Genomic DNA, 24752 nt, shown 5'->3' on the forward strand with positions numbered 1-24752 from the left:
AGAATTATCCAAGTGAACTTATTCGAAAGGAAGTATTTGAAATCGCTATTCTCACCAGACAAGAGGGTGATAAAACAAGAGGAACCTCAATTGAGGTTCCTCTTGTGATTTTTGTGGGACAGCAGTGGCGTGACGCTCCCTTTTTTATTGATTTTATTCAGCTTCTGTTGGGACGAGCATGAGTACAGATTCATTTAATAGCATGGCAATATCTTCTAAAATATCAGCATCATATAAAGATTCGTCTAGCGCTAGACTTTGACCATCGGCAATGGTTTTTAAATGCAATGCAAATTCGTCTGAGATACAGATTCCTTCACCATTTGCCCAAAACAAAATATCACCATCTTGCTCTGTGTAAAGTAAGCGTGAAGCAGGTTCTAACATGAGTTGATAGCCTTGATCTAGAGCTTCCTCTAAATCACCAGTGCCGATTTCTTCTGCTTCAGGAATATTGTCAGGATATTTAGGTTCTGACATTAAGCTCATGATTGCATCTTCAAGTACGGTTGAATTTTGCAATTGTTCAAATAACTTTTCTTTTAAATACTCAAGTTCATTTTCAGTCACTTGGCCAATCGCACTGATTTGGTCACGTAAAATGTCAGTTAATGGATTTTTAAGTAGAGGATTGTCTGTGAATTTGTCTGTCACTCGATCCATCATTTCAGTGACATTTGGCATGCGGAAGCCAAATGAATACGTCAGACATTCATCTTCAGCTACGCCATAGTGTGATAGGCCTGGTGGTACATAAAGTAAGTCGCCGGGAGCAAGCACTTCATCAAAATGAACGTCCATTTCTGGCAGTAAGCGAAGCGGTTGACCTTCGACAAATGAAGTATCTGCATCACACATCTGACCTAATTGCCAACGGCGGTGACCATAGCCTTGTACGAGGAATACATCGTAAAAATCAAAATGTTGTCCGACAGAGCCACCTTTTTGTGCATACGACACCATGATGTCATCACGACGCCATTGCGGAATAAATGAAAACTGCTTCCAAAGCTCGGCTAGGTCAAAAGAATAATGATCGACAGCTTGAACCAATAAAGTCCACAGTTTCGGCATTTTTTGAAAATCAGCTTTAAGTAGTGGAGAAGATTTTACTGTCCATTGGTTAGGATCACGATCTTTTTGTTTGATGAGACGTGCAGTGACGTTATCTTCTAAAGCCAATTCAAGAATGTCTTTGGGTTCTAGTATATGGGCAATTTCAGGGAGTGCATTACGAACCAATAATGGTTTTTTCTGCCAATATTCGGCAAGGAATTGTTCAGCGCTGATACCGCCGAGGATGTCAAGAGAATGAGCCATAGCTAAATACATACAATTTCAATGGATATATTGTCCCTTGAGATTCCAGTTTTTAGCAAGGCTCTATTTCATTAAATTATTTCGATTAACTTGAGACTATTTTAAAGGATTGTCTTTGAGATATTGCATGACTAATTTTTCAACTTCCAAATCATAGCTATTGGCAGCAGCCGTAGTCGCTGAAAATTTCATGAATTGCTCAAAATGTGCATTGGTATCAATTTTAGTATTTTCTTTATCAGACATTAATTTGAAATGATTCGGCATGACTTTTGCCATCATTTCAACGTTTTCGGTTTGTAGTTTTAGAAGTTTTTTCACTTCAACTGTTTGTGGTTGAATGCTTTCAAATTTTTGTTTGCCTAGAGCAACCAGTTTATTGATTTGTTGTTCTGGTGAGTTACTCCCACCGGTTTTGGTTTTAGTGCCTAGTTGTTGAATGATTTGCTCCTGCATTGCAGCGCCTTGTTGTTCTAATTCAGCATAGATAAATTTATATTGAACCCATTCATTGACTAAGTTTTTATTGTATTGCTGAGAGTTGGTCACAGTTTGATTCACTGTATTGGTATGACCGTTTGTCAAACAAAATAGAAGGCTAATGCTAATGAGGCTAGATGAAATTAAATTAAACGTTTTCATGTTTTCAGTTCTTGGTTGTAATAAATAAGTAAGTGACTTTTTAATCATTAGCCCATAAAGAGCTAATGATGTGTTTATTATGCTGTAACAAATAAAGATTTTAAAATTATGGGACTAAGATCTTAAGCTCACGCAAAATATTGCAGAGTTTAATCATCGGCATACCCATGAGTGTAGTTTGGTCTTGCCCGATCATTTCTTCAAATAAGCTAATCCCTAAACTTTCACATTTAAAACTGCCAGCGCAGTGCAGCGGCTGTTCAACCTGAACATAACGTTCAATTTCAGGCAAGCTAAGTTTGCGAAACTTCACTTTATAGTGCTCGACCAGGGTTTGTTCAAAACCTGTCGATTTTTGTTGGACACTGAGTGCAGTACTGAAATAAACGATTTTGTCAGAATTGGCTTGAAGCTGCTTAATGGCTTTTTCATCACAAAGCGGTTTACCAATAAAAATATCCGGTGCGCCTTCGCGCCATGCGACTTGGTCAGAACCAATCACAATTGCATCTGGGTGCTGGTTTGCAATCGCTGAAGCTTTTTCAAATGCCAGTCGCTTCGCTAACTCATCGGCGTGGTTCTCACCGCGAGGTGTTTCGTCTATATCTGGTACGATTGAGTGGTAATCAATCCGTAAACGGTCCATCAGGTCTTTACGGGTTTGGCTGCTCGAAGCCAAAATGATTTTGGGAGTACTCATTACACTGCATATTCCATAAGTACATCAAGCGGTACATAAGACAGCGCCGCTTGGTGACACGCTTGTATTTTAATAGGTGGGGCAAATCCTTCTTGATACGCTTCCACCCAGCGAGTCACACAGATACACCAGAAGTCACCAGGTTGTAATCCTGGAAAACCAACTTCGGGTAAAGGTGTGATTAGGTCATTGCCAACTTTTTGGGAAAAGTTTAAAAATTCAGATGTCATTTGTGCACACATCGTATGCTGACCAAGGTCTGTTGTTGCTGTATGGCAAAAGCCATTTCTAAAATATCCGGTAATCGGATCAAAACAACAGCTTGCCAAGGGTTCGCCTAAAACATTTAAACGATTAATATTTGGGTCTGGATGAATCGACATAAGCGCTGAATCTTTATAAGGCTTTTCGCTATCATAACAAAACTTTGGCTCGACATAGCTTTTCTGCAAAAGAAGCTAACGTTTTTCTGCATAATCATTTAAAATCGTCGCGTTTTGATATCAATAAAAGAGAGTAATGCATGAACTTTCAGCGTATGACTGACCTAGATTTGGCGGGTAAACGTGTTCTGATCCGTGAAGATCTTAACGTACCAGTTAAAAATGGCGTGATTACAAGCGATGCACGTTTACGTGCGGCGTTGCCAACAATTAAAGCAGCTTTAGAAAAAGGTGCTGCTGTAATGGTGTATTCACACTTAGGTCGTCCTGTTGAAGGTGAGCCTAAAGCAGAACAGTCTCTAGCGCCTGTAGCCGCTTATTTAACAGAAGCTTTGGGTCAAGACGTTCAACTGATCACTGACTATTTGGACGATGTTGACGTTGCGCCAGGTCAAGTGGTTTTACTTGAAAACTGCCGTTTCAATGTAGGTGAAAAGAAAAACAATCCTGAATTATCTGCTAAATATGCAGCACTTTGTGATGTCTACGTTATGGATGCATTTGGTACGGCTCACCGTGCAGAAGCATCGACTGAAGGCGTAGCACGTTGTGCAAAAGTGGCTGCTGCAGGTCCTTTACTTGCTGCTGAGCTTGATGCGCTAGGTCGTGCACTTAAAACTCCTGCAAAACCAATGGTTGCGATTGTTGCAGGCTCAAAAGTTTCTACTAAATTAGATGTATTAACTTCACTATCTGACATCTGTGATCAATTGATCGTGGGTGGTGGTATTGCCAATACATTCTTAGCTGCTGCGGGCTTTAATGTTGGTAAATCACTTTGTGAAAATGACCTGATCGACACAGCAAAAGCCATTGCTGCAAAAGTATCTGTACCACTTCCAACAGATGTTGTTGTTGCTGATGCTGCTGAAATTGATTTTGCTGACTTCCTTGGTTCATTAGCTGCTGCAAAAGCTGTTGTGAAAAAAGTTGAAGATGTAACAGACAACGATATGATTTTGGATGTAGGTCCTGAAACTGCAAAAGCATTTGCTGAGATTTTGAAAACTTCAAAAACTATTCTATGGAATGGTCCAGTAGGTGTGTTTGAAGTTGATCAATTCGGCGAAGGCACTAAAGCATTGTCTTTAGCGATTGCTGAATCTGAAGGCTTCTCGATCGCGGGTGGTGGTGATACGCTTGCTGCAATTGATAAATATGAAGTTGCAGACAAAATTGGTTACATCTCGACTGGTGGTGGTGCTTTCCTTGAATTCGTTGAAGGTAAAACTCTTCCTGCTGTAGCGGCGCTTCTTGACCGTGCTTAATTTAGTATTATCAATAAGATAATACAGTATTAAAAAAGGTTGGCTTCGGTCAGCCTTTTTTTATCGCCCATTCATTTTGTCGTCATCAAAGTGCAATATTTCTGCAATAAAATTCATCGCAACACCTAATTCGCAGTAGTAGGAAACAACGATGAACTTAAAACTTGCACTTGCTGTACTTTTAATCGCACCATTAACTTTGACAGCTTGTGCTAAAAAAGAGTCTGCACCAACGGAATCAGAAGCATCTGCTGTTGCCGTAGACAATGCTCAAACAACGCCAGAACAACAAAAAGCCATTGATGAACTTGATAAGCCAGTATTGGATGAAAAGAACCAAGATGTTCCTGCTGAAATTGCAAATGCACCTGCAGACGAAGCAACAGCTGACGCTGAAACAGCCGCTTCAGCAGCAGCAGCTCACTAAGATTGTTGTCTTTATTTAAAAAGTCCCTGCAAATGCAGGGATTTTTTTTTAAATAGTGTTATTTGTTGCTGAATTGAAATGATTGAGCATGTAGAATATGCGGCATTACCTGGGAGGATATTATGGCTCTTATTTCATTGCGCCAGCTCTTGGATCACGCCGGCGAACATGCTTACGGCGTACCAGCATTCAACGTAAACAACTTAGAACAAATGCGTGCAATTATGCTTGCAGCAGATGCAACAAATTCACCTGTAATTGTACAAGCATCTGCGGGTGCGCGTAAGTATGCAGGCGCTCCGTTCTTGCGTCATTTGATTTTGGCAGCAATCGAAGAATGGCCACATATTCCTGTGGTTATGCACCAAGACCATGGTACTAGCCCTGACGTATGTCAACGTTCTATTCAACTTGGTTTCTCATCAGTGATGATGGACGGTTCATTAGGTGAAGACGGTAAAACACCAACTTCATACGAATACAACGTAGATGTGACTCGTCGTACTGTTCAAATGGCACATGCGTGTGGCGTTTCAGTAGAAGGCGAAATCGGTTGTTTAGGTAGCCTTGAAACTGGTATGGCTGGTGAAGAAGATGGTGTAGGCGCTGAAGGCGTACTTGACCATTCTCAACTTTTAACTTCAGTTGAAGAAGCGCGTTCATTTGTATCAGATACAAATGTTGACGCACTTGCAATTGCGGTGGGTACTTCACACGGTGCGTACAAATTTACTCGTCCACCTACAGGTGACATCTTAGCGATTGACCGTATTAAAGAAATTCACGCTGCGTTACCAAATACGCATCTTGTAATGCACGGTTCAAGCTCTGTGCCACAAGAATGGTTGGCTGTAATTAATGAATTCGGTGGTAACATCGGCGAAACTTACGGTGTTCCAGTAGACCAACTTGTAGACGCAATCAAACACGGTGTTCGTAAAATTAACATCGATACTGACTTACGTCTTGCTTCTACAGGTGCTATGCGCCGTATGATGGCTGAAAAACCAGCTGAATTTGACCCACGTAAATTCTTCTCTGCAACTGTTGATGCAATGAAACAAATTTGTATCGATCGTTATGAAGCATTTGGTACAGCGGGTAATGCTGACAAGATTCGTCCAATTTCTTTAGAGAAAATGGTGAGTCACTATAAATAATTTGTCTTGAGATAGATTATTTTTGAAGAAAAGCCCACAATTAAGTGGGCTTTTCTTTGATTTGAACTTAGAAAAATTGCTTTAAATACAACTCAAGAATAAGAGCGTGTCATGGAATTGATCTTTGCTGCCGCGATTTGCAGTGTTCTCGTTTCAGTAATTCTAAAACTCTGTCGTGATCGGGGTTTTAACCCTGCACAAATGATCACATGGAATTATGCATCTGCGAGTATTTTATGTTTTCTATGGTTTAAGCCGGATCTAGCCCATATTTCGATTAATAAAACGCCGTGGGTTTTAATTGCGGCTTTGGGTGTATTACTGCCGACGATTTTTTATTGCTTAGCACGCTCACTGCAAACAGCAGGTATTTTAAAAACCGAATTGGCTCAGCGCTTATCGGTTGTGCTTTCTCTTAGCGCAGCCTATTTTATTTTCAGTGAATATTTTAATGCCATTAAGCTCATTGGTATTGCGCTTGGTGTACTTGCGGTATTGCTGATTTTATTTTCACAGCGTAAGGGAAGCATTGATGGAAAGCAGGGGATTTTATTTTTATTAAGCGTTTGGGCAGGCTATGCACTGATTGATGTGCTATTAAAATTTGCCTCAGGTTTGGGCATGCAGTTTGCGGTGACTTTAAATCTGGTGTTTATTTGTTCATTTCTACTTTCGAGTATTTATAACATCGTACAACACGGCAGTCTGGGGCAGACAAAAAATATCCTCGCTGGATTGGGCTTAGGTCTCTTAAACTTTGCCAATATTGCACTGTATGTGAAAGCCCACATGTTGCTTAAAGACACACCTGCAATCGTCTTTGCTGGCATGAATATTTTGGTTGTAGTTTTAGGTGTGGTTGCGGGCCTCATCATCTTTAAAGAAAAATTGAGAGTCGCAACCGTATTTGGTTTGATTGCAGGGATCATGAGTGTGGTTTGCTTAGCATATGCCATGTCTGTCTAAGATAACTTTTAGCAAAAACGATCGGGTGTTGTAGCAAATCATCCCACTCAGCCACGCCCATGAGCAGTCCTTGATCTCGACAACTCGGACACTCAGGGCAGTGATGATCAGTATATTGATAAGTATACAGATACATTTGATGGCAATGACCGCATTCAAACTTCATCGGCATTTGTAGTAAATATGACATGTCCCACCTCTGCTTGATTTGTTGTTCTGATTCAAATTATTCAGCAAAGTTCAGACCAATTTATAAATATTATATTTTCACATTGTTGCTAAATATGTCGTTATTAAAAAAGCCCTCGATTTGAGGGCTTTTAGTTTTAGATGCTTAGTTAACGTGTGAGTTGTTGAAAACGTTGTAAGGTGTTTTCAAAATAACATTTACCCACTGCAACGGGGTGTTTTAGGAAATCTTGAGTTTCAATCGTGCCTTGTAACTGACCCGGTTGTTTACAGTTTGGGCAGTTTGGATAGCTATGGAGCATATCGCCCGCATATTTTTGTAAATAAACCGTATTGCACGCTTCGCAATGAAATTTCATGGGTAATTTTATAGCTGTAGGCATAGGGAGAGACCTGAGTATATTTTGAGCAGAATATACTCGATAATTGTTTAAATAATAAGTCCCGAAATGACAAAAAAGAGGTAAAATAGCCCCTTTCGTCGGTTTTATGAAAAGCCTAGAGATGTGTAAAAATTTCTTCAGCATTCAGACGTGATTTAGGTAATTTCGCATTGAAATCATTTTCGCTACGATAGCCTAAAGTCATCAGTACAGAAGGAATCAAGTTTTGTTCAACTAAGCCCAATTCTTCAGTGATGATGGCTTCGTCAAATCCACCAATCGGTGTTGCATCCACACCTTCAATGCCTGCTGCCAAAAGCATTTGACCTAAAGCAATAAATGTTTGGTTTTCAGCCCAACGTTGAATATCACCTTTTTCATTACGATAATAATCGACATAACCTGTACGGCTGTCTTTTTGACCTTGTTTGGCTTTGTCATCTTTAAAGCGACCACTACGATCATCCTGATTTAAAAGATTATCTAAATGCTCTGTAGTGATGTCTGCTTTAGTACAGAATAAAATCGTATGTGATGAATCTAAAACTTTTGGGGCATTGTAGGCATATTTTCCTACTAAGGCTTTGGCAATGCGTTGTTTGGCTGCATCATGATCTGCAATAAAAAAATGCCAAGGCTGAATATTAATGGAAGATGGTGTTAAACGGAGTATTTGTAATAAACGCTCAAATTGTTCCTGTGGAATTTTTTTAGCAGGATTATATGCTTTCGTGGTATAGCGTTGTTTTGATACGTTTAACAGATCCATCGAATATCTCCAGATATAGTTTGCTGTAGTTTAGCGGATAAATGGCCAAATGGTCTAAGGAGAAAATTTTCCAAAGATAGATCTTAGTCGTATATGCTGGACTCAATGGCTAAAAATTAACAGATTTAAGCTGTATGAAGTGCGAATTAGAGTTATATAAAATCATAAGATAGATAAATGCTATTGGTAGTTTTTGCCAAAAGGCGTTTAATCAATTGTAGTTAATCATAATTTAAGCATGAGACAGCAGCGATGGATTACACCAATCATTTCAAGAAAAAATTAAAAACCGAACAGCAGATTGGTTTGTGGGTCGGTTTAGCCGATGCTTATGGGACTGAAATAGCTGCAAATGCAGGTTATGACTGGTTGCTGATTGATGGCGAGCATGCCCCAAGTGACTTGCGGACGACATTATCGCAATTGCAAAGTATTGCTGCATATCCTTCGCAAGCCGTAGTTCGACCTCCAATTGGTAGTGTGCAACTGATTAAACAACTGTTGGATATTGGTGCGCAAACCTTGCTGATACCTATGGTTGAAACTGTTGAACAAGCTCAACTTATGGTTAAGGCAGTACGTTATCCACCCGAGGGTATTCGAGGCGTTGGTGCAGCATTAGCACGTGCAACACGTTGGAACAGTATCCCTGACTACTATGCAACGGCACATGAAAATATCTGTTTACTGATTCAGATTGAGTCGGTAGAGGGGATTAAAAACTTAGATGAAATACTGAAAATTGAAGGCATCGATGGGGTATTTATTGGTGCGGTGGATTTGTCGGCGACGATGGGTTATCAGGGGAATTCGAACCATCCTGAAGTACAAAAAACCGTGATTGATGCAATTCAGCGTATACGTAAGGCGGGTAAAGCAGCAGGTATTTTGTCGACACAGCATGATGTGACTCAGAAGTATATCGAGTTAGGCACAGAATTTGTTGCCGTGGGTGTCGACACCAGTGTGCTCATGAATTCGTTACGTGAGCTTTTATCGAAGTATAAAACAGATACCCAAGTGATGAAAACAGAAGGTGGTTACTAAGCGGTACAGCCTTAAGCAATTGGTAACCGTCAGATCAGATTTGAGCTAGTACAGCCTTAGAAAAACCTCTGCATAACGAGTTGTATATTTGATATCTTTGTTCTTGAGTGAGATGAGTATAGTTCATGATGCAACTTTGACCGGTCGGAAGCAAAATGCGAACTCAACTTGCTTCTCTCTAATAATTTAATCTTTGTTGCTCTTCTTTTTTGAATTTAAGAGTAAAAAAGACATACCGGAGTATGTCTTTTGGGGGAGATATTGCAGCTTAGAAGTCGTAACGTAGACCAAGAGAAAGTGCAGTTGCATTTTCATCACCGATCCCTGTGATACCGTTACCGAAGCTACGACCTTCTTTCCAAGGGTTGAGTTTAGAGTTTTTGTCGTTAAGCACAGTTGCTAGGTTGCCATATACGCGTAAAGTGCTATCTAACTTATGTTCTACACCCACACCGATCAAGCTTGCATTGGCATCATCAGCATCGACGTCACGGTAGAAGTATTCACCGCGTACTGAGGTTTTAGGCGTTACTTTATATTCGCCAGTTACACCAAAAACTTGAGCATCTGGGTTGGCTGTATCGTTGTCGTGTTTCGCAATTTGGTATAAAGCACCCAAGTTAAATTCTTCAGTTAACTTATATGCACCGGCAATACGGAATGCATCTCGACTTGCGCCACCTGCTGCGTTTGCTGCATTTTCATCATACTTTTCGTATGCTGCTGCAAAATCAATTGGGCCTTCTTTATAAGTTAGAGCAAGGTCATAGGCTTTGTTATCATCTTTGCCTTCGCCATCTGCGTCACGGTCAATTTGTGTACCTGAATGCATAGACATTGCAGCTAATACATTGAAACCACCGCCAAATTTTGGAGATTTATATTCAATGGTGTTTTCATTACGTTCATCAAATTTTAAGTTGCCTACACGTGTTACGTTACGAACGTCACCAACCATGTCACCGAAGAAGTTCACAGGGCTACGTGCAACTTTAAATGGGCTGTCAAAGCGACCTACACGTGCTTGACCATAAGTTGAACTTTTTAAACCCACGAATGTGTCACGTGTTGAAAAATCTACGCCTTTGCTGTCTTGGCTACCGCTTGCAAAGTTTACTTCTTGCTCAATTTGAGCGAATACGTTGAGGTCATCATTAATTTTTTGATCTACTTTGAAGCCTAAGCGTGAAGCGTTAGAAGAAAGACCAACTTCGTTGTAATCTTTACCATCATCTAGATAGTCAAGAGAGACATGTGCACGGCCATAAATTTTTACATCTGCAGCAGATGCCATCATTGGTGTAAGAATTGTTGCCCCGATTGCTAATGCACATAGAGTTTTTTTCATTTGAAGCTCCAGAAGACTTTTCCAGTCATATCAATATGTTTTATCAGTAGCTTGGCTAGAAGTAATTTCGCTATCTAATGGCGCTAAGTATTCATTACAAATAAGACAGTTCTATTAAGGAAATATTTCAATACGGTGAAAGGTGATTTTTGGTTTAAATTGCTGTTATATTTATAAAAATTAATATTTATTAAGTGTTTATAGTTGAATTGAACATTAAGTTGTTTAAAGCTAAAAATAGTTAGCGTAATAGTGTAGATATAAAAAATGGAGCCGAAGCTCCATTGATCATCACTTTAAACTCAATTGAACTTAAAGTGCTGCTTTGATTTTTTCGCCAATGGCTTTGATTTTTTCCATATCGCCCATTTGTGCGGCATGTTTACCTAATTCATGCACTGAAGTCGGAATTAGGTGGAAATGCACATGCGGAACAGTTTGACCCGCAGCAGCGCCAGACAACTGCATCAATACGATACCTTTCACGTCTAAGGCTTTTTCCATTGCTTTCGCAACTTTTTGAGCAACCTGAATGGTATAAGCAGCCGCTTCTGGATCTAAATCAAGCAGCGTAATAGCAGGGGTTTTAGGAATTACGAGCGTATGACCTTCGGCCTGTGGCATGACATCCATAAAAGCGAGTACTTGATCATCTTCATAGACTTTAAACGCAGGAAGTTCTCCACGTAAAATCCGAGCAAAAATATTTTGATCATCATAAGTCATTGCTAAATTCCTTGAGCGAATTGAATCGTAATTATTTACAGTTCAATTCTTTCTGACGATCTTTGATCGCGTCAAGTCGTTGTTGCTCTTTTTCTGAAAATTTAGGCTTAGTTGTGTAGCAATTGTCATTGCCAAACTTCGCTTTAGCATCAGGATCTTTAAAGCAAAAACCTTTCGATGCATAAATCACGTCATGGTCATTTTTCAACTTTTGGCATTCTTGCTCAGATGCTAAAACAGCAGTAGAAGCCCCGATTAAAGTTACAGCACCTAGCAAAGTTGCAAGGGTAAATTTGTTCATGCGAGTTTCCTCTGTCATTTGTAACAATGTGTGTTATGACACTAGAGTACAATATGATGGTTATTTATCGTTATTCAATGGCGAGTTATTACTCAATTGTAATTTTACTCCATTTTTCATACATAATCATAGCGCTTGAAAAATCACTGTTTTCTTCAGCTTGATCGCTTGCTGCTTGGATTAAATTTTGCGTCAAAGAGAGCACAGGTGCTGAAAGTTTTCCTTGTCGCACCAGATCAACAGCAATTCCCGTATCTTTTGCAAGTAATGGAAGTGCAAAGGTTAATGGGAAGCTACGATTCAGTACGCGCTGAGGTAAAACAGTTTCGGTCACGTTGCTTTTACCGCTCGATGCATTAATACAATCGAGTGCCTGGTGTAAGTCCACGCCATGCGCTTTTAAGGTGGTGAATCCTTCAGCAACTGCACAAAGATTTACAGCCATTAACATGTTGTTTACAGCTTTCACAGCAAAACCTGCACCCGGTTCACCCACATGTTTAATCAGTCTGCCAAATGTTTGGATCGCAGGTAATGCACGTTCAAAGGCTGCTGCGTCACCACCAATCATGACGGTTAATGTTCCCGTTTCAGCGCCAATGGTTTGTCCACTCACAGGGGCGTCTAAGAACGAAACGTTTTGTTGCTTTAAGGCTGCAGCGAGTTTTTTTGCAGATTCTGGCACACCGCTGGTACAGTCGACCCAAATCGAGCCTGATTTCAGCGTCACACTCGCAATTAAATTTTCAACATCTTGGCTGATAGGTAGGCAGGAAAAAATAATGTCCGCTTGTACGGCTTGCTCTAAAGCAACCGCTTGCGTACCAAATTCAGCAGCATGTTGTTCTGCCTTGGTAAAGTTTCGATTCCAGACATAAACCGTGTCGAACTGTTTTGGTAGGTGCGCTGCCATACGGTAACCCATTGCGCCCAATCCGATAAATGCAACTGACTGAATCATCTTAACCCTCTAAATTTTTTATTTCAATAAACTGGATCTTTGTGTAAGCCACTGGGTCAAAGTTGGCCAAAATTGATTGGCACTTTTTTGACTCGACATCAGGCCGAGGTGACCACCGGGAATGAGAGTAAACGTGACATCTTGACTACTTGTCAATTCGCCTAAAGGACTTGCTGCATCAGCAGTAACGATTTGATCGGTAGAACCCGCGCCAATCAACAAAGAGCAGTGGATATTTTTTAATTTAATAACTTTATCTTTCAATTGAATAATGCCGTTTTTAAGTGGATTTTGTAGCCAAACATTGAACACCATGTCTTGGTTAATTCCACCCGGATAGTCAATCATGTGATTGAGAAAATCGCCCATGGTTGCATGTTCATACAGGTCATGCAGATTATCTAAGTTAGATAGAAATTGTTTTTGGCTTTTGAACCAACCCATTGGATCAACGATTTTAAATCCAATCGCATTGAGTACGCCCGGTGTATGGATAAAATGTTTAGGAATTTTCCCTGTGTAGACCTTATCTTGTAAATTCTTACTACGTGAAAGCAAGCGATTGGTTTTTTGAAATAGCTTTCCGATACGACCTGAGGCATAGCTATCAATCGGTGCGCCCATCACCATTAGATTTTTAACATGTTCAGGTTGATGTAATGCGGTATACAGCGTGACAAAGACTCCAGCCATACTCCAACCGTGTAGCGAGATGTATCGACTATCTGCATGCTCACAAATTTGATCAATACAATGTGGAATCACATCATCAATAAACGATAGAAAATTTAAGAATCGATCTTGATAGTTTAATTTTCCCCATTCCAACAAATAGACATCAAAGCCACTGTGTTGAAAATGTTTCACCAATGAGCGATATGGATACAAATCATAAATCGCCATATTGATGGCTAGTGGAGCAACAAATACTAAGGGTTCTTTGTATTTACGATCAGGCGAAGCGTAATACCGAACTTTTGCATGTTTATATTCAGTAATTACTTCATAGGGTGTCGATTGAGAAAGGACCAGCGATTTTGCATTAAACACACGTTTAGACAGGTGTTTAATTTTCTTTTGCTGCGCCAGAAATTTCTGTTTGAAAGGGTGCATAACTGTCAATTGCCTAAGTCCTTGTAGGATTGGTCGAAGTCTAAGCGATAATTTCGTATTTTACCTTGACCTTAAATAGCTTAGACGCTCAAAATATTGGCAATTCTTCACAAAGGCAGTTCTTCGCGACTGAGTAATACAGATGAGCCAACAAGACGACATCGAATACCAATTAGAGACTTTAGCGATTCGTACAGGTCATACTCGTACTTTTGAGGGTGAACATAGCGAGCCAATTTTCCTGACTTCATCATTTGTTTGTGAAAGTGCAGCAGATGCCGCAGCAAAATTTTCAGGTCAAATTGAAGGCAATACCTATTCACGTTATACCAATCCAACTGTACAAGCTTTCGAAAAACGTTTAGCTGTTTTAGATGGTGCTGAAGCCGCAGTTGCGACAAGTTCAGGTATGGCGGGCGTACACGCGATCACTTTGGCATATTTGAAAGCTGGCGATCATGTGGTGTGTTCACGTGCTGTCTTTGGTTCGATCATTTCTCTATTTGAAAAATATGTCATCAAATTTGGTGTTGACGTTACTTTTGTTGATTTGGAAGATTTAGATGCTTGGAAACAAGCGATTCGCCCAACTACACGCCTCTTGTTTATTGAAACACCGTCAAACCCATTAGCTCAAGTAGGGGATTTACAAGCCATTGCTGATATTGCACATGCGCATGGGGCATTATTTGCAGTCGATAATACTTTCTGTACACCAGTGTTACAGCAACCGATTAAATTTGGTGCGGACCTCGTGATCTACTCATCAACAAAATATATTGATGGTCAAGGTCGTGCGCTCGGTGGTGCTGTTGTAGGTAGTGCAAAATTGATGGAAGAGATTACAGGTGTTATTCGTACACTGGGTAACTCGATGAGTCCATTCAATGCATGGATCTTCCTGAAAGGCCTAGAAACTTTAAGCTTACGTATGAAAGCCCACTGTGCAAGTGCTCAAACTTTAGCTGAATGGTTAGATGCACACCCGAAAGTTGAAAAAGTGTACTATGCGGGACTTCCAAATCACGAAGGTCATGAGTTGGCGAAAAAGCAACAAAAAGGCTTTGGCGGAGTTGTATCGTTTGTTGTGAAAGGCGAACGTGAAGGCGCTTGGACAGTGATTGATAATACCAAGTTCCTTTCTATTACAAGTAACTTGGGTGATGTAAAGTCAACAATTACCCATCCTGCAACGACTTCTCATGGCAGAATGTCAGCAGAAGCGAAAAAAGCAGCAGGGATTAGCGAAGGTTTAATTCGCGTATCTGTTGGTTTAGAAGATATTAATGATATTATTCGCGATCTTTCACGCGGTTTAGATCTTATCTAAAGTGAATTCATCAGTTTTGTTCGGAGATTTTTATGAACATTAATATGCTCATGCAGCAAGCTCAACGCATGCAAAAAGAAGTTGAGAGCAACATTAAAAAAGCGAAGGAAGAGCTTGCACAAGTTGAAGTTCACGCTGAAGCAGGTGGTGGTCTGGTTAAAGTTACTATGACTGCGCGTCATGTGGTGAAACGTATTGAAATCAATCCTGAACTACTTCAAGATGATGCAGATATGATTGAAGATTTAATTGCAGCGGCAATGAATGATGCTTCACGTCAAGCTGAAGTGATTTCAGAAGAAAAACTGAAATCTGCAAACTCGGGTATGGGGCTTCCACCAGGCCTTTCAGGTTTATTCTAAGGAATACGTTAAATGTTTAGTGATCGTTTTGATCAACTTGTACAGGCATTGCGTATTTTGCCAAGCGTTGGGCCAAAGTCGGCTCAACGAATGGCACTGCACTTAATCATGAAAAATAGGGAGGGTGCTGTTGGTCTGGCACATGCCTTGACTGAAGCAACCAACTATATTCATGAATGTTCCATTTGCCATTCATTGACTGAAGATGAAGTGTGCAACATATGCGTCTCGTCAGAACGTGATGATCAACTGCTTTGTGTGGTTGAATCTCCCGCAGATGTCATGGCAATCGAGCAAAGTGGCAGTTTTAGAGGGAAATATCATGTATTGGGTGGACATTTGTCGCCACTCGATGGTATTGGCCCCGACGAAATTGGTATTCCATATTTAATTCAACGACTAAGTGATGGTAAAGTGCAGGAAGTGATCTTGGCGACCAATGCAACGGTTGAAGGTCAAGCGACAGCACATTATTTGCTTGAAGCGACTAAACATTTACCAATACAAATGACCCGTATTGCACAGGGTGTACCACAGGGTGGTGAGCTTGAATATGTGGATAGTCATACCTTAAGTCAGGCCGTGCATAACCGAATGCGAATGAAGTAAATATAGAGCGAAACTCGTTTCGCTTTGTATAATTTTCACCTAATTATTTATACTTAATAACGATTAAAGTTTTTATTTATAATGAATAAAAAAGCCAAATAAAGAAAATTAGTCACTAAAATAACGTTTTTCCTTATAGATAAATAATATATATCAGTTAATATAAGCTCATAGAGCATCTAAAATTAGACTCAGCAACTTATGTATCAATTCATTCAAAATCAGCCAGATTTAAATTCTGTTTTAAATCTTATGGACCAAAGCTCGATTTACGGACTCGACACCGAGTTTATAAAAGTAGATACCCTGTGGCCCAAACTTGGACTTTTCCAAATTAATGTACAAAATCAGGTGTATTTACTTGATGGTACAACCCTCGATTTAAGCCAATTCTGGCAAAAATTATTTGCGGCTCAGCAAAACATTTTTCATGCTTGTAGTGAAGATATCGACCTGATTTATCACTATGCACAGCATAAGTCTTTAGAAAATGTCTTTGATACCCAAGTTGGGATGTCATTTTTAGGGCATGGCTTACAAGTCAGCTATCAAAATGCCTTAAAAACTATGCTCGATGTAGATATAGATAAAGATCAGACACGTTCAGATTGGTTGGCTCGTCCACTCAGTGCCGAGCAATTGAACTATGCAGCGAATGATGTACATTATTTAATGAATTTAAGCCATACGATTCAGAATGAATTGGCTGCGAAAAGTTTATTAAATTGTGTGCTTGAGGACTGCAAAAATTTAACTTATGAAATTGGCACTGAAACGCCGATCCATATGCTGTATCACGATATTGGTAATTATCGACATTCACGTCGTCAGCTCATGCAAATTCAGCAATTGGCCGTTTGGCGTGAGCAAATGGTGAAAGCCTTAAATCAGCCACGTAGCTTTATTCTTAAAAACTCAACCATCATTGATATGGTTGAAAAAAATCCAAAAAATAATTTTCAATTGAGTGCGGTGAAAGACATTCGTCCGAACATTGTGCGTGAGCATGGTAAAATTATTTTAGATTTGTTGAAGTTTTTACCAGAACAAGCTGAATGGCCGCTGCGTATGGCACGTCCAATTCGTCACTCTTCTCAAGATATTGGTTCACGTGTCGATACCGTTATTCAGCGTGCAGTACAAGAAACCTCTGTGCCTAAAGAAGTTTTAATGCGCAAAAAATGGTTAAATGCCTTGTATCAGCATGTGGTATTTCATAATGATGAACAGGATTTACCGAGCTACCTATTGGGCTGGCGCTATGATTTGCTGACGAAGCCTTTAATTGAAGTACTGCATGCCGATGAAAGCTATCTTTCTGGTCAAATGAAAGTGATGGAATAAGTTCTGATTGATTAAAGAACTATCACTTATACAAATTCACGACTGATGCGTTAATAAACACTAATGTATCAGTCTTTTTTTTGATGTATCCTTTGCCTTGCGTTTAATGAGTATTGATTCAATTATGTACTGTTCTATCTACAAATCGAGCAAAAAAGATGAAATGTATCTTTATATTGCTCGTCCTGAAGTTAATGAAAACGAAACTGAAGCGACAGATCCGCTTGCAGTAATGCCTGATGCATTACGTACAGCGTTTGGTCGTGCCACATTTGTCATGGATCTAGAACTTAGTGAATCACGCAAACTTGCACGTGTGAACGTATTGCATGTCATAGATTCAATTGAAACAAAAGGGTTCTTTATTCAAATGCCTCCAGAAGGTTTAATTGACCCAAATGCGGTTGAGCCAGAAGGCTTGCGCGGCGCTTAAGTTAATTCAGGAGTTGTGAAAATGAATGGTGTAGTATCGGTATTGGACTCAATTCCTGAAAGCAGTATTGCAATTACGGTTTATCTAGGTGGGGCTGTAATTGCTTTGTTGTGTTGGTATGGGCTGATGAAGCGCTTACCCAAAACGATCGGTGCCATTGGTTGGCTTATCGTATTTGCTATTTTATTAACACCAACCGTTTCTGAAGGTTCAAATGCAGCCATCGCACCTGCGATTTTTGGTTTGATTTTTGGTGTATTAACAAAAGATCAGCCATTGGTTTGGTTGAATCTATCGCTGATTCTCTTTGTGGTGGGTATTGGTTTAGTCCTCGGTTATTTTTGGACCAAATACAATGCAGCGAAACCACAGCACGTTGTAAACAAGAAAATTTCACCGCTTTAAATAAAAAAATAAGGTTATGTCATGTCTGTTGAAACTCAACAATTTACTGGTACAGATCAATATATTGCGACCGATAGTTTAAAACTTGCAGTAAAAGCTGCACGTTCATTGCAAAAGCCACTTTTGGTTAAAGGTGAGCCGGGGACAGGTAAGACACTTTTAGCCGAACAAGTGGCTGAAAGCTTAGGGCTTAAGCTCATTACGTGGCATATCAAATCAACGACCAAGGCTCAGCAAGGTTTGTACGAGTACGACGCCGTATCTCGTCTGCGTGATAGTCAGTTGGGCGATGACCGTGTATATGACATCAAAAACTATATTAAGCCGGGTAAGCTTTGGGAAGCATTCACTAGTGAAGAACGTTGTGTACTTCTAATTGACGAGATTGATAAAGCAGATATCGAATTCCCTAATGATTTGCTGCATGAACTCGATAAAATGTCCTTCTTTGTGTATGAGACGGGTGAAACGATTACGGCAACACAACGTCCAATCGTGATCATTACTTCAAATAATGAAAAAGAACTTCCAGATGCCTTCTTGCGTCGTTGTTTCTTTCATTATATTGAATTCCCTGACGAAGCAACCATGCGTGAAATCATAGATGTACATTTTGAAAATATTTCAAATACCTTGGTCTCTGAAGCACTACAAATTTTCTTTAAATTACGTCAAATTCCGGGTTTAAAGAAACCGCCTTCAACCTCTGAGTTGATTGATTGGTTGAGTTTGCTGATGGCGGATGATATGCCAGAAGATATTTTACGAAATACGGATAAATCGAAATCAATTCCACCACTTTATGGTGCCTTGATTAAGAACGAACAAGATGTGCAATTGCTTGAACGTCTAGCATTTATGTCACGTCGTTAATTGATATCAATTCTATAAAAGATTTAAAAGCCGGTTATCCGGCTTTTATTTTGAGCATTAAAAAATATAAAGGTGAATTATGCAGACAAGTGCATACGTATCTCGTGTACACATAGCTGTACCTAGGAGATTAAAACCGACTGTACTTTTGTTGGCTGCGAGCTTGTATTTATCTAGTTATAGCTATGCGATGGATGATGCTCAGTTTGAACAGCAGCATCAACAGCTACTCCAAGATGCGTATTGGGCGCAAGTTGCAGAACATCAACTTAAAGAAAAGCTCATCGATCAATCAGGTCATCTTGTAGCTCAAACGGCTATTCAACAAAAGGCCTGTGCTGCAACTGTACTCGAGCTGAAATACTATGATTTTGTGATCTTGAACCTAAGCGATTTTAACCGCTATAGAAACCATCAAGGTTTTCATAAAATCGTGTCTATTGAAAAGTTGCAGCAAGATCGTCTCGATGTTCAGCGCAAATATGAAACTCTTAAAAAATCACTTAAAGAAAGAAATGCAACTTGCGATTAAATCATGTCATTTACTTTTCTTTGGGTAGTAGGGCAATGTATATGAACACGCAGTAAAAGCTTTTGGCTTTACTTGTAGAGATCAATTTTTCATAATGGTATGCGTAAAGGCAAGACTCAGTTGCAGATGAAATAACAAGATCACATGCATTCACACTGGATTTGACCTCCTGATATTTAATTTTTATTGGATTTTATTCGCCTATGTTTGTGCGATTGTTTTATACCCTTCGAAAATACGGTGTTCCTGTTTCAACTCGTGAATTGATTGACTTGAACCAAGCAGTGGCAGCAGGGCTGGTCTTTGCAGATCAAAATGAATTTTATCAGCTTGCAAAAACCGTCATGGTCAAAGATGAACGTTACTTTGATAAGTTCGACCGTGCAATGAAGGACTATTTTGACGGTATTGCCACCTTTGATTTGGATGAGCTATTAAATCAGGTACATAAACTGCCAAAGGATTGGTTTGATCTTGAACTCATCGAAAAGCATCTAACACCAGAACAACGAGAAGAATTAAAAAAAGCCGGATCATTAGAAGAACTGATGAAAATGCTCGAAGAGCGTTTGCGCGAACAGCATAAAAAGCATCAGGGTGGTAATCGGATGATTGGGACGGGTGGTACGTCGCCGTTTGGTGCCTATGGCGACCATCCTGAAGGCGTGCGTATCGGTGGGCCTGGTCGTAAACGATCTGCGGTGAAAGTGTGGGAACAACGTCAATACCGAAACCTAGATGATGAGCAGATTCTCGGCAGTCGTCAGATGCAAATGGCTTTGCGTCGTTTGCGTAAATTTGCCCGTCAAGGTGCAGCAGAAGAGCTGGATATCGACGGAACCATTCGTGAAACGGCCAAACAAGGTATTTTGGATGTGCAGTTGGTTCCGGAACGACGTAACCGTATTAAAGTCTTGATGCTGTTTGATGTGGGGGGGTCGATGGATTCACATATTGCCCAATGTGAGAAGCTCTTTACCGCTGCAAAAACTGAATTTAAAACATTGGAGTATTTCTATTTCCATAACTGTTTATATGACTATGTGTGGAAAGATAATATTCGCCGTTCAAGCACGCGTATGAATACATGGGATCTATTCAATACCTATGGGCGAGATTACCGTGTCATCGTGGTCGGTGATGCGAGTATGGCACCATATGAGTTGAACTCGGCAGGTGGATCTGTGGAGTATATGAATGATGAAGCTGGTCAGGTGTGGTTACAGCGCTTACGCAATCATTTTGATAAAACAGCATGGTTAAACCCCGAAGAAGAAAGTTATTGGCATTACACCCAAACCATAGCTGCGATTAAACAAATCTTTGAAGATCATATGTTCCCAATGACCCTAAAAGGCGTGGAAGATATGACGAAATATTTAGCGCGCTAAAGCTTTAAAAACGCTACTTTTTCTTATCAATGATGTTTATATTACTTACTCCAATTTTGCATTGTTTCTTATTTTCAAAATTGGATAGTATTTAAAAGTCTTTGTTTTGCATACAACATGAAGGAAATATGATGGATCATCAAATTAATGGTATCGCATTACCTAATGAAGAAGGTTTCTTCGGTGAATACGGTGGGCAGTTCATTCCACCAGATTTAAAACAGGCAATGGATGACATTAATGTTGCTTATGAGCAAATTCGTCATACAGAAGAATTTCAAAATGAATTGAAAGAGTTGTTTGCACACTATGTTGGACGTCCTAGTCCATTGTTTTATGCAAAGCGCTTGTCTGACAAATTAGGTGGCGCACAAATCTACCTAAAGCGTGAAGACCTCAACCATACCGGTGCGCATAAAATTAACCACTGCCTTGGCGAAGCTTTGTTAGCAAAATACATGGGTAAAACCAAAGTGATTGCTGAAACTGGCGCGGGTCAGCATGGTGTAGCATTGGCAACGGCTTGTGCCTTGGTAGGTATTCCATGTGAAATTCACATGGGGCAAGTGGATATTGAAAAAGAACATCCAAACGTGGTGAAAATGAAGATTTTAGGTGCCAACCTGATCTCTGTTACACGTGGTACAGCTACGCTCAAAGATGCAGTAGATAGCGCTTTTGAAGAATATTTAAAAGATCCAACCAATTTTATTTATGCGATTGGTTCAGTGGTTGGCCCACATCCATTCCCGAAAATGGTCCGTGACTTCCAGTCAATTATTGGTGATGAAATTAAAGTTCAAGCCAATGATCGATTTGGTGCAAATCCTGACTATGTGGTTGCATGCGTGGGTGGTGGTTCAAATGCCGTTGGTGCATTTACAGCATTCCTCAATGATACAGATGTAAAACTTGTGGGTGTAGAGCCTGCAGGCCATGGTTTAGATACCAATATGCACTCTGCGACGTTGACATTGGGTAAACCAAGTCAAATTCATGGTATGGCATGTTATGTCCTTGAAGATGAACAGGGTGAGCCATTACCAGTGCATTCAATTGCATCAGGTTTGGATTATCCTGGAGTGGGGCCACAACATAGCTTGTTAAAAGACCTAGGCCGTGTTGAATATACAACAGCGACAGACCAAGAATGTTTAGATGCATTCATGACGCTTTCACGTGTAGAAGGTATTGTGCCTGCACTAGAAAGTTCACATGCGGTTGCATGGGCAATTCGTGAAGCATCAAAACTTGCCAAAGATGTGAAGATTGTGGTTAACGTTTCAGGCCGGGGCGATAAAGACTCAGACTATGTGGCTGAAAAATTAGGTTTAAATTAATTACTGCCATTAAAAAAGACTAAGTTGCTCATCATCTGTTGATGGTGCAAAAATCTTTTGCAGTTGTATAGCCCGATCTATATTCGAAGTATCCCAGTTTTTAACTGGGATATTTTTTTTGACATAATTTTTATATATAGTGTGGTTAACGCTTGATGTAATTGGAATTAACTCAGGATGTAGCGCATAAATAATTGCCTTTGCATCTAAAATTTCAGCGACAGCAGAAGCAATCTCTAAATTGATCGTACATCGGTGGTATTGCAGCAGTTCATCGTCTTTCATCGATAACATTAAGCGTTCTAATTCTAAAATGATGGCATCTAGTTGGTCTAATTTATCTAAAGCGGGTTTAAGCATAAGAAGGAAATTGAGAAAAGTAATTAATTTGTAATGTGTATGTCATTACAAATTTTGAATTATATTAAATTATTGATTTTTAGAATTCCCCCCTTAAAGCTTGTTAAGGGGGAATTATTGAGTTTAGCCTGAAATATATTGTTGAAGTTGTTCGATCAGTTTGCGTTGATCATCCATTGCTGCTTTTACAAGGTCGCCGATGGAGATTAAGCCGGTTAATTTCTGTTCCTCAACGACAGGTAAATGACGTAAATGGCGATCTGTCATAAGTTCTAAACATTCTTCGACAGTCGCGGCACTTGTCACGGTGATGACACTACCCGTCATAATTTCGCTGACAGAGGTATCGAAAGAGGTTCTTTCCATGAGTGCGATTTTACGTGTGTAATCACGCTCAGACAAAATCCCAACAACTGTGCCTTCATGGGTCACAACGAGGGCACCAATGCCTTTTTGTGCCATCAGGGAAATGGCTTCGAGTACAGTCGCATCTGGGGTGATGGTGTAAATTTCTTGATAAGCTTTGTCTTTAAGTACTTGGGCAACTGTAGTCATATTTTCATTCCTTTATAGTAGTTTTTGTTTAATTTAAATTAGCGCGAAATTTGAAAAAAGCAAATACTTTTCAGTGCATGCAGAGGTCAAACATGCACTGAGGGTTTTATGCCATTTGAATCTTATCTTGGTTAAAAAAGAATAAACGCATTTGTGAGGTTGTGAGCTTGAGACGAATGTGACTTGAGCTATGCAACGCAGGGATAACTTTAAGGCGTGTCAATGTTGGTAATAGCGATGCCTCAAAATCTTCTGGTGTAATGCGTCGTGGAGTGTAGTTGGGCCAATGCTTTTTGGCATATTTATGCGCTTGAATGCCATTTAGCCAAAACGGGAAGATAATATGATCTTGATCGCTGGTCATTGCCCAACCTTGTTGGTGGTAGAGACCCCAAAGGACTCCACAGTACATCATGGTTTTTAAAATACTAATTTTGAAAAATAAATCTTTTGGAATAGGTTTATATTGCTTTAATTTAGACATCATATGCAGCGTGTTGTTGATGTTGCTCCTATTGTAGGAAATTCTTATGAAAAAGCAGTGTAAGCTTTGAACTGGATTGTAAGAATTTATGTAGTTAAAAGTTGAAGGGTGTAAAAAAACGCCACCTTAGTGACGTTTTGTTATGCTTGCAAGGTGGCCATGTTCTGCCAATATTGCGCTTTGAGTGAGTCACGTTCTACGCGGAAGCCTTGATAATAAAGTTCAGCCAAAAATAACGCTGCTTTACCATGTCCAGCACGAGCTGCATCTTCCAATTCGTGAACTGCATCGCTGAAGTTCATTTGAGATTGAATTGTGTTTACCGCATTTGCGTATACATGTTCGAGTTCATGTTGAGAGAATTGTTGAATCATATTTAACTCCTTATTCTAATTATGATCATTAAGGGCCCATTCTTTAGCCCTATTAACTAATTTAACTAAGTATTATTAAACTAATATTACAATTATCTTGAATTGTCAACTATTCACGTAAGTATTTCTAATTTGCTATAGTTTACATGATTAAACAATGAACAATTGTTTTCATGGGTAAAATACTAATATAAGAAGTTGTAGATAATAAGGAGAAGTAAAATGACAAAAGTTTTAGACGGTTTAACTTTAGATTATCCTCCGACATTAGCGCAAATTGTGGAATTGGCACATCTACATCGTCGCAATCTTGATGAAGCAATTTTTCATCAAGAAATTCATTTAGGGGATTTTGGTTTGGCACAGCGCAAACGTGTATATGATTTCACACGGGATTTAGATAAGGGACAGCGCTTAGAATTTTACAATGCATATAATGGCGAATTACTCAAAATCGCCGATGATGATGATTTACATCCTGCGCATGCAGAAGGTGGAATGAGTATTTTTGCAGTATTTATCGTTTTGGCGATTATTGCATTAATTCTTTATTTTGCGGTGATACGAACCATTATTCATTAAATTGTTTAGCTAACT

Annotated in this window: 32 protein-coding genes; 17 read left to right on the forward strand and 15 right to left on the reverse strand. The window is 39.7% G+C overall.

What is annotated here, in order from left to right; genetic code table 11:
- Positions 1–182: hypothetical protein (locus FTV04_RS16660; RefSeq protein ID WP_218949945.1), on the forward strand; the 182-nt coding region annotated here is incomplete at its 5' end.
- Here FTV04_RS16660 and FTV04_RS14780 read toward each other — a convergent pair.
- From FTV04_RS14780 to FTV04_RS14795, 4 genes are all read right to left on the reverse strand, one after another.
- Positions 154–1320: a cupin domain-containing protein gene (locus tag FTV04_RS14780; protein WP_180004635.1), complete on the reverse strand. Its 1167-nt coding sequence runs from the start codon at positions 1318–1320 to the stop codon at positions 154–156. The two genes, FTV04_RS16660 and FTV04_RS14780, sit on opposite strands and share 29 nt — an antisense overlap.
- Positions 1321–1416: 96 nt before the next feature.
- Positions 1417–1962 carry a hypothetical protein gene (locus FTV04_RS14785; protein ID WP_180090213.1) on the reverse strand — a complete coding sequence of 182 codons (546 nt, stop codon included), beginning with the start codon at positions 1960–1962 and terminating at the stop codon, positions 1417–1419.
- A gap of 106 nt (positions 1963–2068) precedes the next feature.
- The gene (locus FTV04_RS14790; protein ID WP_180027243.1) at positions 2069–2662 is read right to left on the reverse strand and encodes a nucleoside triphosphate pyrophosphatase; all 594 of its coding nucleotides are present in this window, start codon (positions 2660–2662) and stop codon (positions 2069–2071) included.
- Positions 2662–3045, reverse strand: a complete 384-nt coding sequence (locus FTV04_RS14795; RefSeq protein WP_078188698.1) for a DUF2237 family protein — start codon at positions 3043–3045, stop codon at positions 2662–2664. Before FTV04_RS14795 ends, FTV04_RS14790 begins: the two co-directional genes overlap by 1 nt.
- A 140-nt stretch (positions 3046–3185) precedes the next feature.
- Between FTV04_RS14795 and FTV04_RS14800 the strand changes: the two genes are divergently transcribed.
- The 4 genes from FTV04_RS14800 (at position 3186) to FTV04_RS14815 (ending at position 6926) form a co-directional block, all read left to right on the forward strand.
- Positions 3186–4373 (forward strand): phosphoglycerate kinase, encoded by a 1188-nt coding sequence (locus FTV04_RS14800; protein WP_180090215.1) that lies wholly within the window; start codon positions 3186–3188, stop codon positions 4371–4373.
- 151 nt (positions 4374–4524) lie between these two features.
- Positions 4525–4800: a hypothetical protein gene (locus FTV04_RS14805; protein ID WP_078193510.1), complete on the forward strand. Its 276-nt coding sequence runs from the start codon at positions 4525–4527 to the stop codon at positions 4798–4800.
- Between the two features lie 122 nt (positions 4801–4922).
- Positions 4923–5960: a class II fructose-bisphosphate aldolase gene (gene fba / locus FTV04_RS14810; RefSeq protein ID WP_180007283.1), complete on the forward strand. Its 1038-nt coding sequence runs from the start codon at positions 4923–4925 to the stop codon at positions 5958–5960.
- A gap of 111 nt (positions 5961–6071) precedes the next feature.
- Positions 6072–6926, forward strand: coding sequence for an EamA family transporter (locus FTV04_RS14815; protein WP_180049406.1), 855 nt, complete (start codon positions 6072–6074; stop codon positions 6924–6926).
- A 338-nt stretch (positions 6927–7264) separates the two neighbouring features.
- Here the strand turns inward: FTV04_RS14815 and FTV04_RS14820 are convergent, their stop codons facing one another.
- On the reverse strand, positions 7265–7498 hold the full coding sequence (locus tag FTV04_RS14820; protein ID WP_078188692.1) for a hypothetical protein: 234 nt from the start codon (positions 7496–7498) through the stop codon (positions 7265–7267).
- A 115-nt stretch (positions 7499–7613) separates the two neighbouring features.
- Positions 7614–8267 (reverse strand): oxygen-insensitive NAD(P)H nitroreductase, encoded by a 654-nt coding sequence (gene nfsB, locus FTV04_RS14825; protein ID WP_180090217.1) that lies wholly within the window; start codon positions 8265–8267, stop codon positions 7614–7616.
- A 252-nt stretch (positions 8268–8519) separates the two neighbouring features.
- Between nfsB and hpaI the strand changes: the two genes are divergently transcribed.
- Positions 8520–9314: a 4-hydroxy-2-oxoheptanedioate aldolase gene (gene hpaI, locus FTV04_RS14830; protein WP_180090219.1), complete on the forward strand. Its 795-nt coding sequence runs from the start codon at positions 8520–8522 to the stop codon at positions 9312–9314.
- Positions 9315–9582: 268 nt separating this feature from the next.
- Here the strand turns inward: hpaI and FTV04_RS14835 are convergent, their stop codons facing one another.
- From FTV04_RS14835 to FTV04_RS14855, 5 genes are all read right to left on the reverse strand, one after another.
- Complete coding sequence (locus FTV04_RS14835; protein ID WP_180090221.1) at positions 9583–10662, reverse strand: porin; 1080 nt, start codon at positions 10660–10662, stop codon at positions 9583–9585.
- A 312-nt stretch (positions 10663–10974) separates the two neighbouring features.
- Positions 10975–11388 carry an HIT family protein gene (locus FTV04_RS14840; RefSeq protein ID WP_078188511.1) on the reverse strand — a complete coding sequence of 138 codons (414 nt, stop codon included), beginning with the start codon at positions 11386–11388 and terminating at the stop codon, positions 10975–10977.
- 31 nt (positions 11389–11419) lie between these two features.
- Positions 11420–11689 carry a YARHG domain-containing protein gene (locus FTV04_RS14845; protein ID WP_078188510.1) on the reverse strand — a complete coding sequence of 90 codons (270 nt, stop codon included), beginning with the start codon at positions 11687–11689 and terminating at the stop codon, positions 11420–11422.
- Positions 11690–11777: 88 nt separating this feature from the next.
- Positions 11778–12650, reverse strand: coding sequence for an NAD(P)-dependent oxidoreductase (locus FTV04_RS14850; protein ID WP_180090223.1), 873 nt, complete (start codon positions 12648–12650; stop codon positions 11778–11780).
- A gap of 18 nt (positions 12651–12668) precedes the next feature.
- A complete protein-coding gene (locus FTV04_RS14855) occupies positions 12669–13763 on the reverse strand; it encodes an alpha/beta fold hydrolase (protein WP_180090238.1) in 1095 nt (364 codons plus the stop codon).
- Positions 13764–13905: 142 nt separating this feature from the next.
- On the opposite strand from FTV04_RS14855, the gene FTV04_RS14860 reads away from it, so the two are divergent.
- From FTV04_RS14860 to trpB, 10 genes are all read left to right on the forward strand, one after another.
- Positions 13906–15093, forward strand: a complete 1188-nt coding sequence (locus FTV04_RS14860) for an O-succinylhomoserine sulfhydrylase (RefSeq protein WP_180090225.1) — start codon at positions 13906–13908, stop codon at positions 15091–15093.
- A 32-nt stretch (positions 15094–15125) separates the two neighbouring features.
- The gene (locus FTV04_RS14865) at positions 15126–15455 is read left to right on the forward strand and encodes a YbaB/EbfC family nucleoid-associated protein (RefSeq protein WP_078188506.1); all 330 of its coding nucleotides are present in this window, start codon (positions 15126–15128) and stop codon (positions 15453–15455) included.
- Between the two features lie 12 nt (positions 15456–15467).
- The gene (gene recR, locus FTV04_RS14870) at positions 15468–16064 is read left to right on the forward strand and encodes a recombination mediator RecR (RefSeq protein WP_180040987.1); all 597 of its coding nucleotides are present in this window, start codon (positions 15468–15470) and stop codon (positions 16062–16064) included.
- Positions 16065–16265: 201 nt separating this feature from the next.
- On the forward strand, positions 16266–17408 hold the full coding sequence (locus tag FTV04_RS14875) for an HRDC domain-containing protein (RefSeq protein ID WP_180090227.1): 1143 nt from the start codon (positions 16266–16268) through the stop codon (positions 17406–17408).
- A gap of 124 nt (positions 17409–17532) precedes the next feature.
- Positions 17533–17841, forward strand: a complete 309-nt coding sequence (locus FTV04_RS14880) for a YcgL domain-containing protein (protein ID WP_180011296.1) — start codon at positions 17533–17535, stop codon at positions 17839–17841.
- 21 nt (positions 17842–17862) lie between these two features.
- Positions 17863–18246, forward strand: a complete 384-nt coding sequence (locus FTV04_RS14885) for a hypothetical protein (RefSeq protein ID WP_078193907.1) — start codon at positions 17863–17865, stop codon at positions 18244–18246.
- 21 nt (positions 18247–18267) lie between these two features.
- Positions 18268–19119 (forward strand): MoxR family ATPase, encoded by an 852-nt coding sequence (locus FTV04_RS14890; RefSeq protein ID WP_180011248.1) that lies wholly within the window; start codon positions 18268–18270, stop codon positions 19117–19119.
- A gap of 79 nt (positions 19120–19198) precedes the next feature.
- Positions 19199–19651, forward strand: a complete 453-nt coding sequence (locus FTV04_RS14895) for a hypothetical protein (protein WP_180011246.1) — start codon at positions 19199–19201, stop codon at positions 19649–19651.
- Positions 19652–19854: 203 nt separating this feature from the next.
- Positions 19855–21042 (forward strand): VWA domain-containing protein, encoded by a 1188-nt coding sequence (locus FTV04_RS14900; protein ID WP_078188499.1) that lies wholly within the window; start codon positions 19855–19857, stop codon positions 21040–21042.
- 131 nt (positions 21043–21173) lie between these two features.
- Positions 21174–22382, forward strand: a complete 1209-nt coding sequence (gene trpB / locus FTV04_RS14905) for a tryptophan synthase subunit beta (protein ID WP_180005109.1) — start codon at positions 21174–21176, stop codon at positions 22380–22382.
- Between the two features lie 9 nt (positions 22383–22391).
- Here trpB and FTV04_RS14910 read toward each other — a convergent pair whose 3' ends face one another.
- The 4 genes from FTV04_RS14910 to FTV04_RS14925 all read right to left on the reverse strand — a co-directional run bounded on the left by FTV04_RS14910 (position 22392) and on the right by FTV04_RS14925 (position 24155).
- Positions 22392–22742 carry a hypothetical protein gene (locus FTV04_RS14910; protein ID WP_180060180.1) on the reverse strand — a complete coding sequence of 117 codons (351 nt, stop codon included), beginning with the start codon at positions 22740–22742 and terminating at the stop codon, positions 22392–22394.
- A 123-nt stretch (positions 22743–22865) separates the two neighbouring features.
- Positions 22866–23297 (reverse strand): CBS domain-containing protein, encoded by a 432-nt coding sequence (locus FTV04_RS14915; RefSeq protein ID WP_078193901.1) that lies wholly within the window; start codon positions 23295–23297, stop codon positions 22866–22868.
- A 106-nt stretch (positions 23298–23403) separates the two neighbouring features.
- On the reverse strand, positions 23404–23781 hold the full coding sequence (locus FTV04_RS14920) for a DUF2750 domain-containing protein (protein WP_078188495.1): 378 nt from the start codon (positions 23779–23781) through the stop codon (positions 23404–23406).
- Between the two features lie 140 nt (positions 23782–23921).
- Positions 23922–24155 (reverse strand): hypothetical protein, encoded by a 234-nt coding sequence (locus FTV04_RS14925; RefSeq protein ID WP_078188494.1) that lies wholly within the window; start codon positions 24153–24155, stop codon positions 23922–23924.
- 222 nt (positions 24156–24377) lie between these two features.
- Here FTV04_RS14925 and FTV04_RS14930 point away from each other — a divergent pair, with 222 nt between their 5' ends.
- Positions 24378–24737 carry a hypothetical protein gene (locus tag FTV04_RS14930; RefSeq protein WP_180090229.1) on the forward strand — a complete coding sequence of 120 codons (360 nt, stop codon included), beginning with the start codon at positions 24378–24380 and terminating at the stop codon, positions 24735–24737.
- Positions 24738–24752 lie beyond the last annotated feature (15 nt).

It is taken from the genome of Acinetobacter sp. YH12219, assembly GCF_013417875.1.
In the GTDB taxonomy this organism is placed as follows: domain Bacteria; phylum Pseudomonadota; class Gammaproteobacteria; order Pseudomonadales; family Moraxellaceae; genus Acinetobacter; species Acinetobacter amyesii.

Excerpts from the sequence above, each read along its gene's own strand:
- FTV04_RS14780 (WP_180004635.1), bottom strand. The coding sequence starts at position 1,320 with ATGGCTCATTCTCTTGACATCCTCGGCGGTATCAGCGCTGAACAATTC.
- FTV04_RS14785 (WP_180090213.1), bottom strand. The coding sequence starts at position 1,962 with ATGAAAACGTTTAATTTAATTTCATCTAGCCTCATTAGCATTAGCCTT.
- FTV04_RS14790 (WP_180027243.1), bottom strand. The coding sequence starts at position 2,662 with ATGAGTACTCCCAAAATCATTTTGGCTTCGAGCAGCCAAACCCGTAAA.
- FTV04_RS14795 (WP_078188698.1), bottom strand. The coding sequence starts at position 3,045 with ATGTCGATTCATCCAGACCCAAATATTAATCGTTTAAATGTTTTAGGC.
- FTV04_RS14800 (WP_180090215.1), top strand. The coding sequence starts at position 3,186 with ATGAACTTTCAGCGTATGACTGACCTAGATTTGGCGGGTAAACGTGTT.
- FTV04_RS14805 (WP_078193510.1), top strand. The coding sequence starts at position 4,525 with ATGAACTTAAAACTTGCACTTGCTGTACTTTTAATCGCACCATTAACT.
- fba (WP_180007283.1), top strand. The coding sequence starts at position 4,923 with ATGGCTCTTATTTCATTGCGCCAGCTCTTGGATCACGCCGGCGAACAT.
- FTV04_RS14815 (WP_180049406.1), top strand. The coding sequence starts at position 6,072 with ATGGAATTGATCTTTGCTGCCGCGATTTGCAGTGTTCTCGTTTCAGTA.
- FTV04_RS14820 (WP_078188692.1), bottom strand. The coding sequence starts at position 7,498 with ATGCCTACAGCTATAAAATTACCCATGAAATTTCATTGCGAAGCGTGC.
- nfsB (WP_180090217.1), bottom strand. The coding sequence starts at position 8,267 with ATGGATCTGTTAAACGTATCAAAACAACGCTATACCACGAAAGCATAT.
- hpaI (WP_180090219.1), top strand. The coding sequence starts at position 8,520 with ATGGATTACACCAATCATTTCAAGAAAAAATTAAAAACCGAACAGCAG.
- FTV04_RS14835 (WP_180090221.1), bottom strand. The coding sequence starts at position 10,662 with ATGAAAAAAACTCTATGTGCATTAGCAATCGGGGCAACAATTCTTACA.
- FTV04_RS14840 (WP_078188511.1), bottom strand. The coding sequence starts at position 11,388 with ATGACTTATGATGATCAAAATATTTTTGCTCGGATTTTACGTGGAGAA.
- FTV04_RS14845 (WP_078188510.1), bottom strand. The coding sequence starts at position 11,689 with ATGAACAAATTTACCCTTGCAACTTTGCTAGGTGCTGTAACTTTAATC.
- FTV04_RS14850 (WP_180090223.1), bottom strand. The coding sequence starts at position 12,650 with ATGATTCAGTCAGTTGCATTTATCGGATTGGGCGCAATGGGTTACCGT.
- FTV04_RS14855 (WP_180090238.1), bottom strand. The coding sequence starts at position 13,763 with ATGCACCCTTTCAAACAGAAATTTCTGGCGCAGCAAAAGAAAATTAAA.
- FTV04_RS14860 (WP_180090225.1), top strand. The coding sequence starts at position 13,906 with ATGAGCCAACAAGACGACATCGAATACCAATTAGAGACTTTAGCGATT.
- FTV04_RS14865 (WP_078188506.1), top strand. The coding sequence starts at position 15,126 with ATGAACATTAATATGCTCATGCAGCAAGCTCAACGCATGCAAAAAGAA.
- recR (WP_180040987.1), top strand. The coding sequence starts at position 15,468 with ATGTTTAGTGATCGTTTTGATCAACTTGTACAGGCATTGCGTATTTTG.
- FTV04_RS14875 (WP_180090227.1), top strand. The coding sequence starts at position 16,266 with ATGTATCAATTCATTCAAAATCAGCCAGATTTAAATTCTGTTTTAAAT.
- FTV04_RS14880 (WP_180011296.1), top strand. The coding sequence starts at position 17,533 with ATGTACTGTTCTATCTACAAATCGAGCAAAAAAGATGAAATGTATCTT.
- FTV04_RS14885 (WP_078193907.1), top strand. The coding sequence starts at position 17,863 with ATGAATGGTGTAGTATCGGTATTGGACTCAATTCCTGAAAGCAGTATT.
- FTV04_RS14890 (WP_180011248.1), top strand. The coding sequence starts at position 18,268 with ATGTCTGTTGAAACTCAACAATTTACTGGTACAGATCAATATATTGCG.
- FTV04_RS14895 (WP_180011246.1), top strand. The coding sequence starts at position 19,199 with ATGCAGACAAGTGCATACGTATCTCGTGTACACATAGCTGTACCTAGG.
- FTV04_RS14900 (WP_078188499.1), top strand. The coding sequence starts at position 19,855 with ATGTTTGTGCGATTGTTTTATACCCTTCGAAAATACGGTGTTCCTGTT.
- trpB (WP_180005109.1), top strand. The coding sequence starts at position 21,174 with ATGGATCATCAAATTAATGGTATCGCATTACCTAATGAAGAAGGTTTC.
- FTV04_RS14910 (WP_180060180.1), bottom strand. The coding sequence starts at position 22,742 with ATGCTTAAACCCGCTTTAGATAAATTAGACCAACTAGATGCCATCATT.
- FTV04_RS14915 (WP_078193901.1), bottom strand. The coding sequence starts at position 23,297 with ATGACTACAGTTGCCCAAGTACTTAAAGACAAAGCTTATCAAGAAATT.
- FTV04_RS14920 (WP_078188495.1), bottom strand. The coding sequence starts at position 23,781 with ATGTCTAAATTAAAGCAATATAAACCTATTCCAAAAGATTTATTTTTC.
- FTV04_RS14925 (WP_078188494.1), bottom strand. The coding sequence starts at position 24,155 with ATGATTCAACAATTCTCTCAACATGAACTCGAACATGTATACGCAAAT.
- FTV04_RS14930 (WP_180090229.1), top strand. The coding sequence starts at position 24,378 with ATGACAAAAGTTTTAGACGGTTTAACTTTAGATTATCCTCCGACATTA.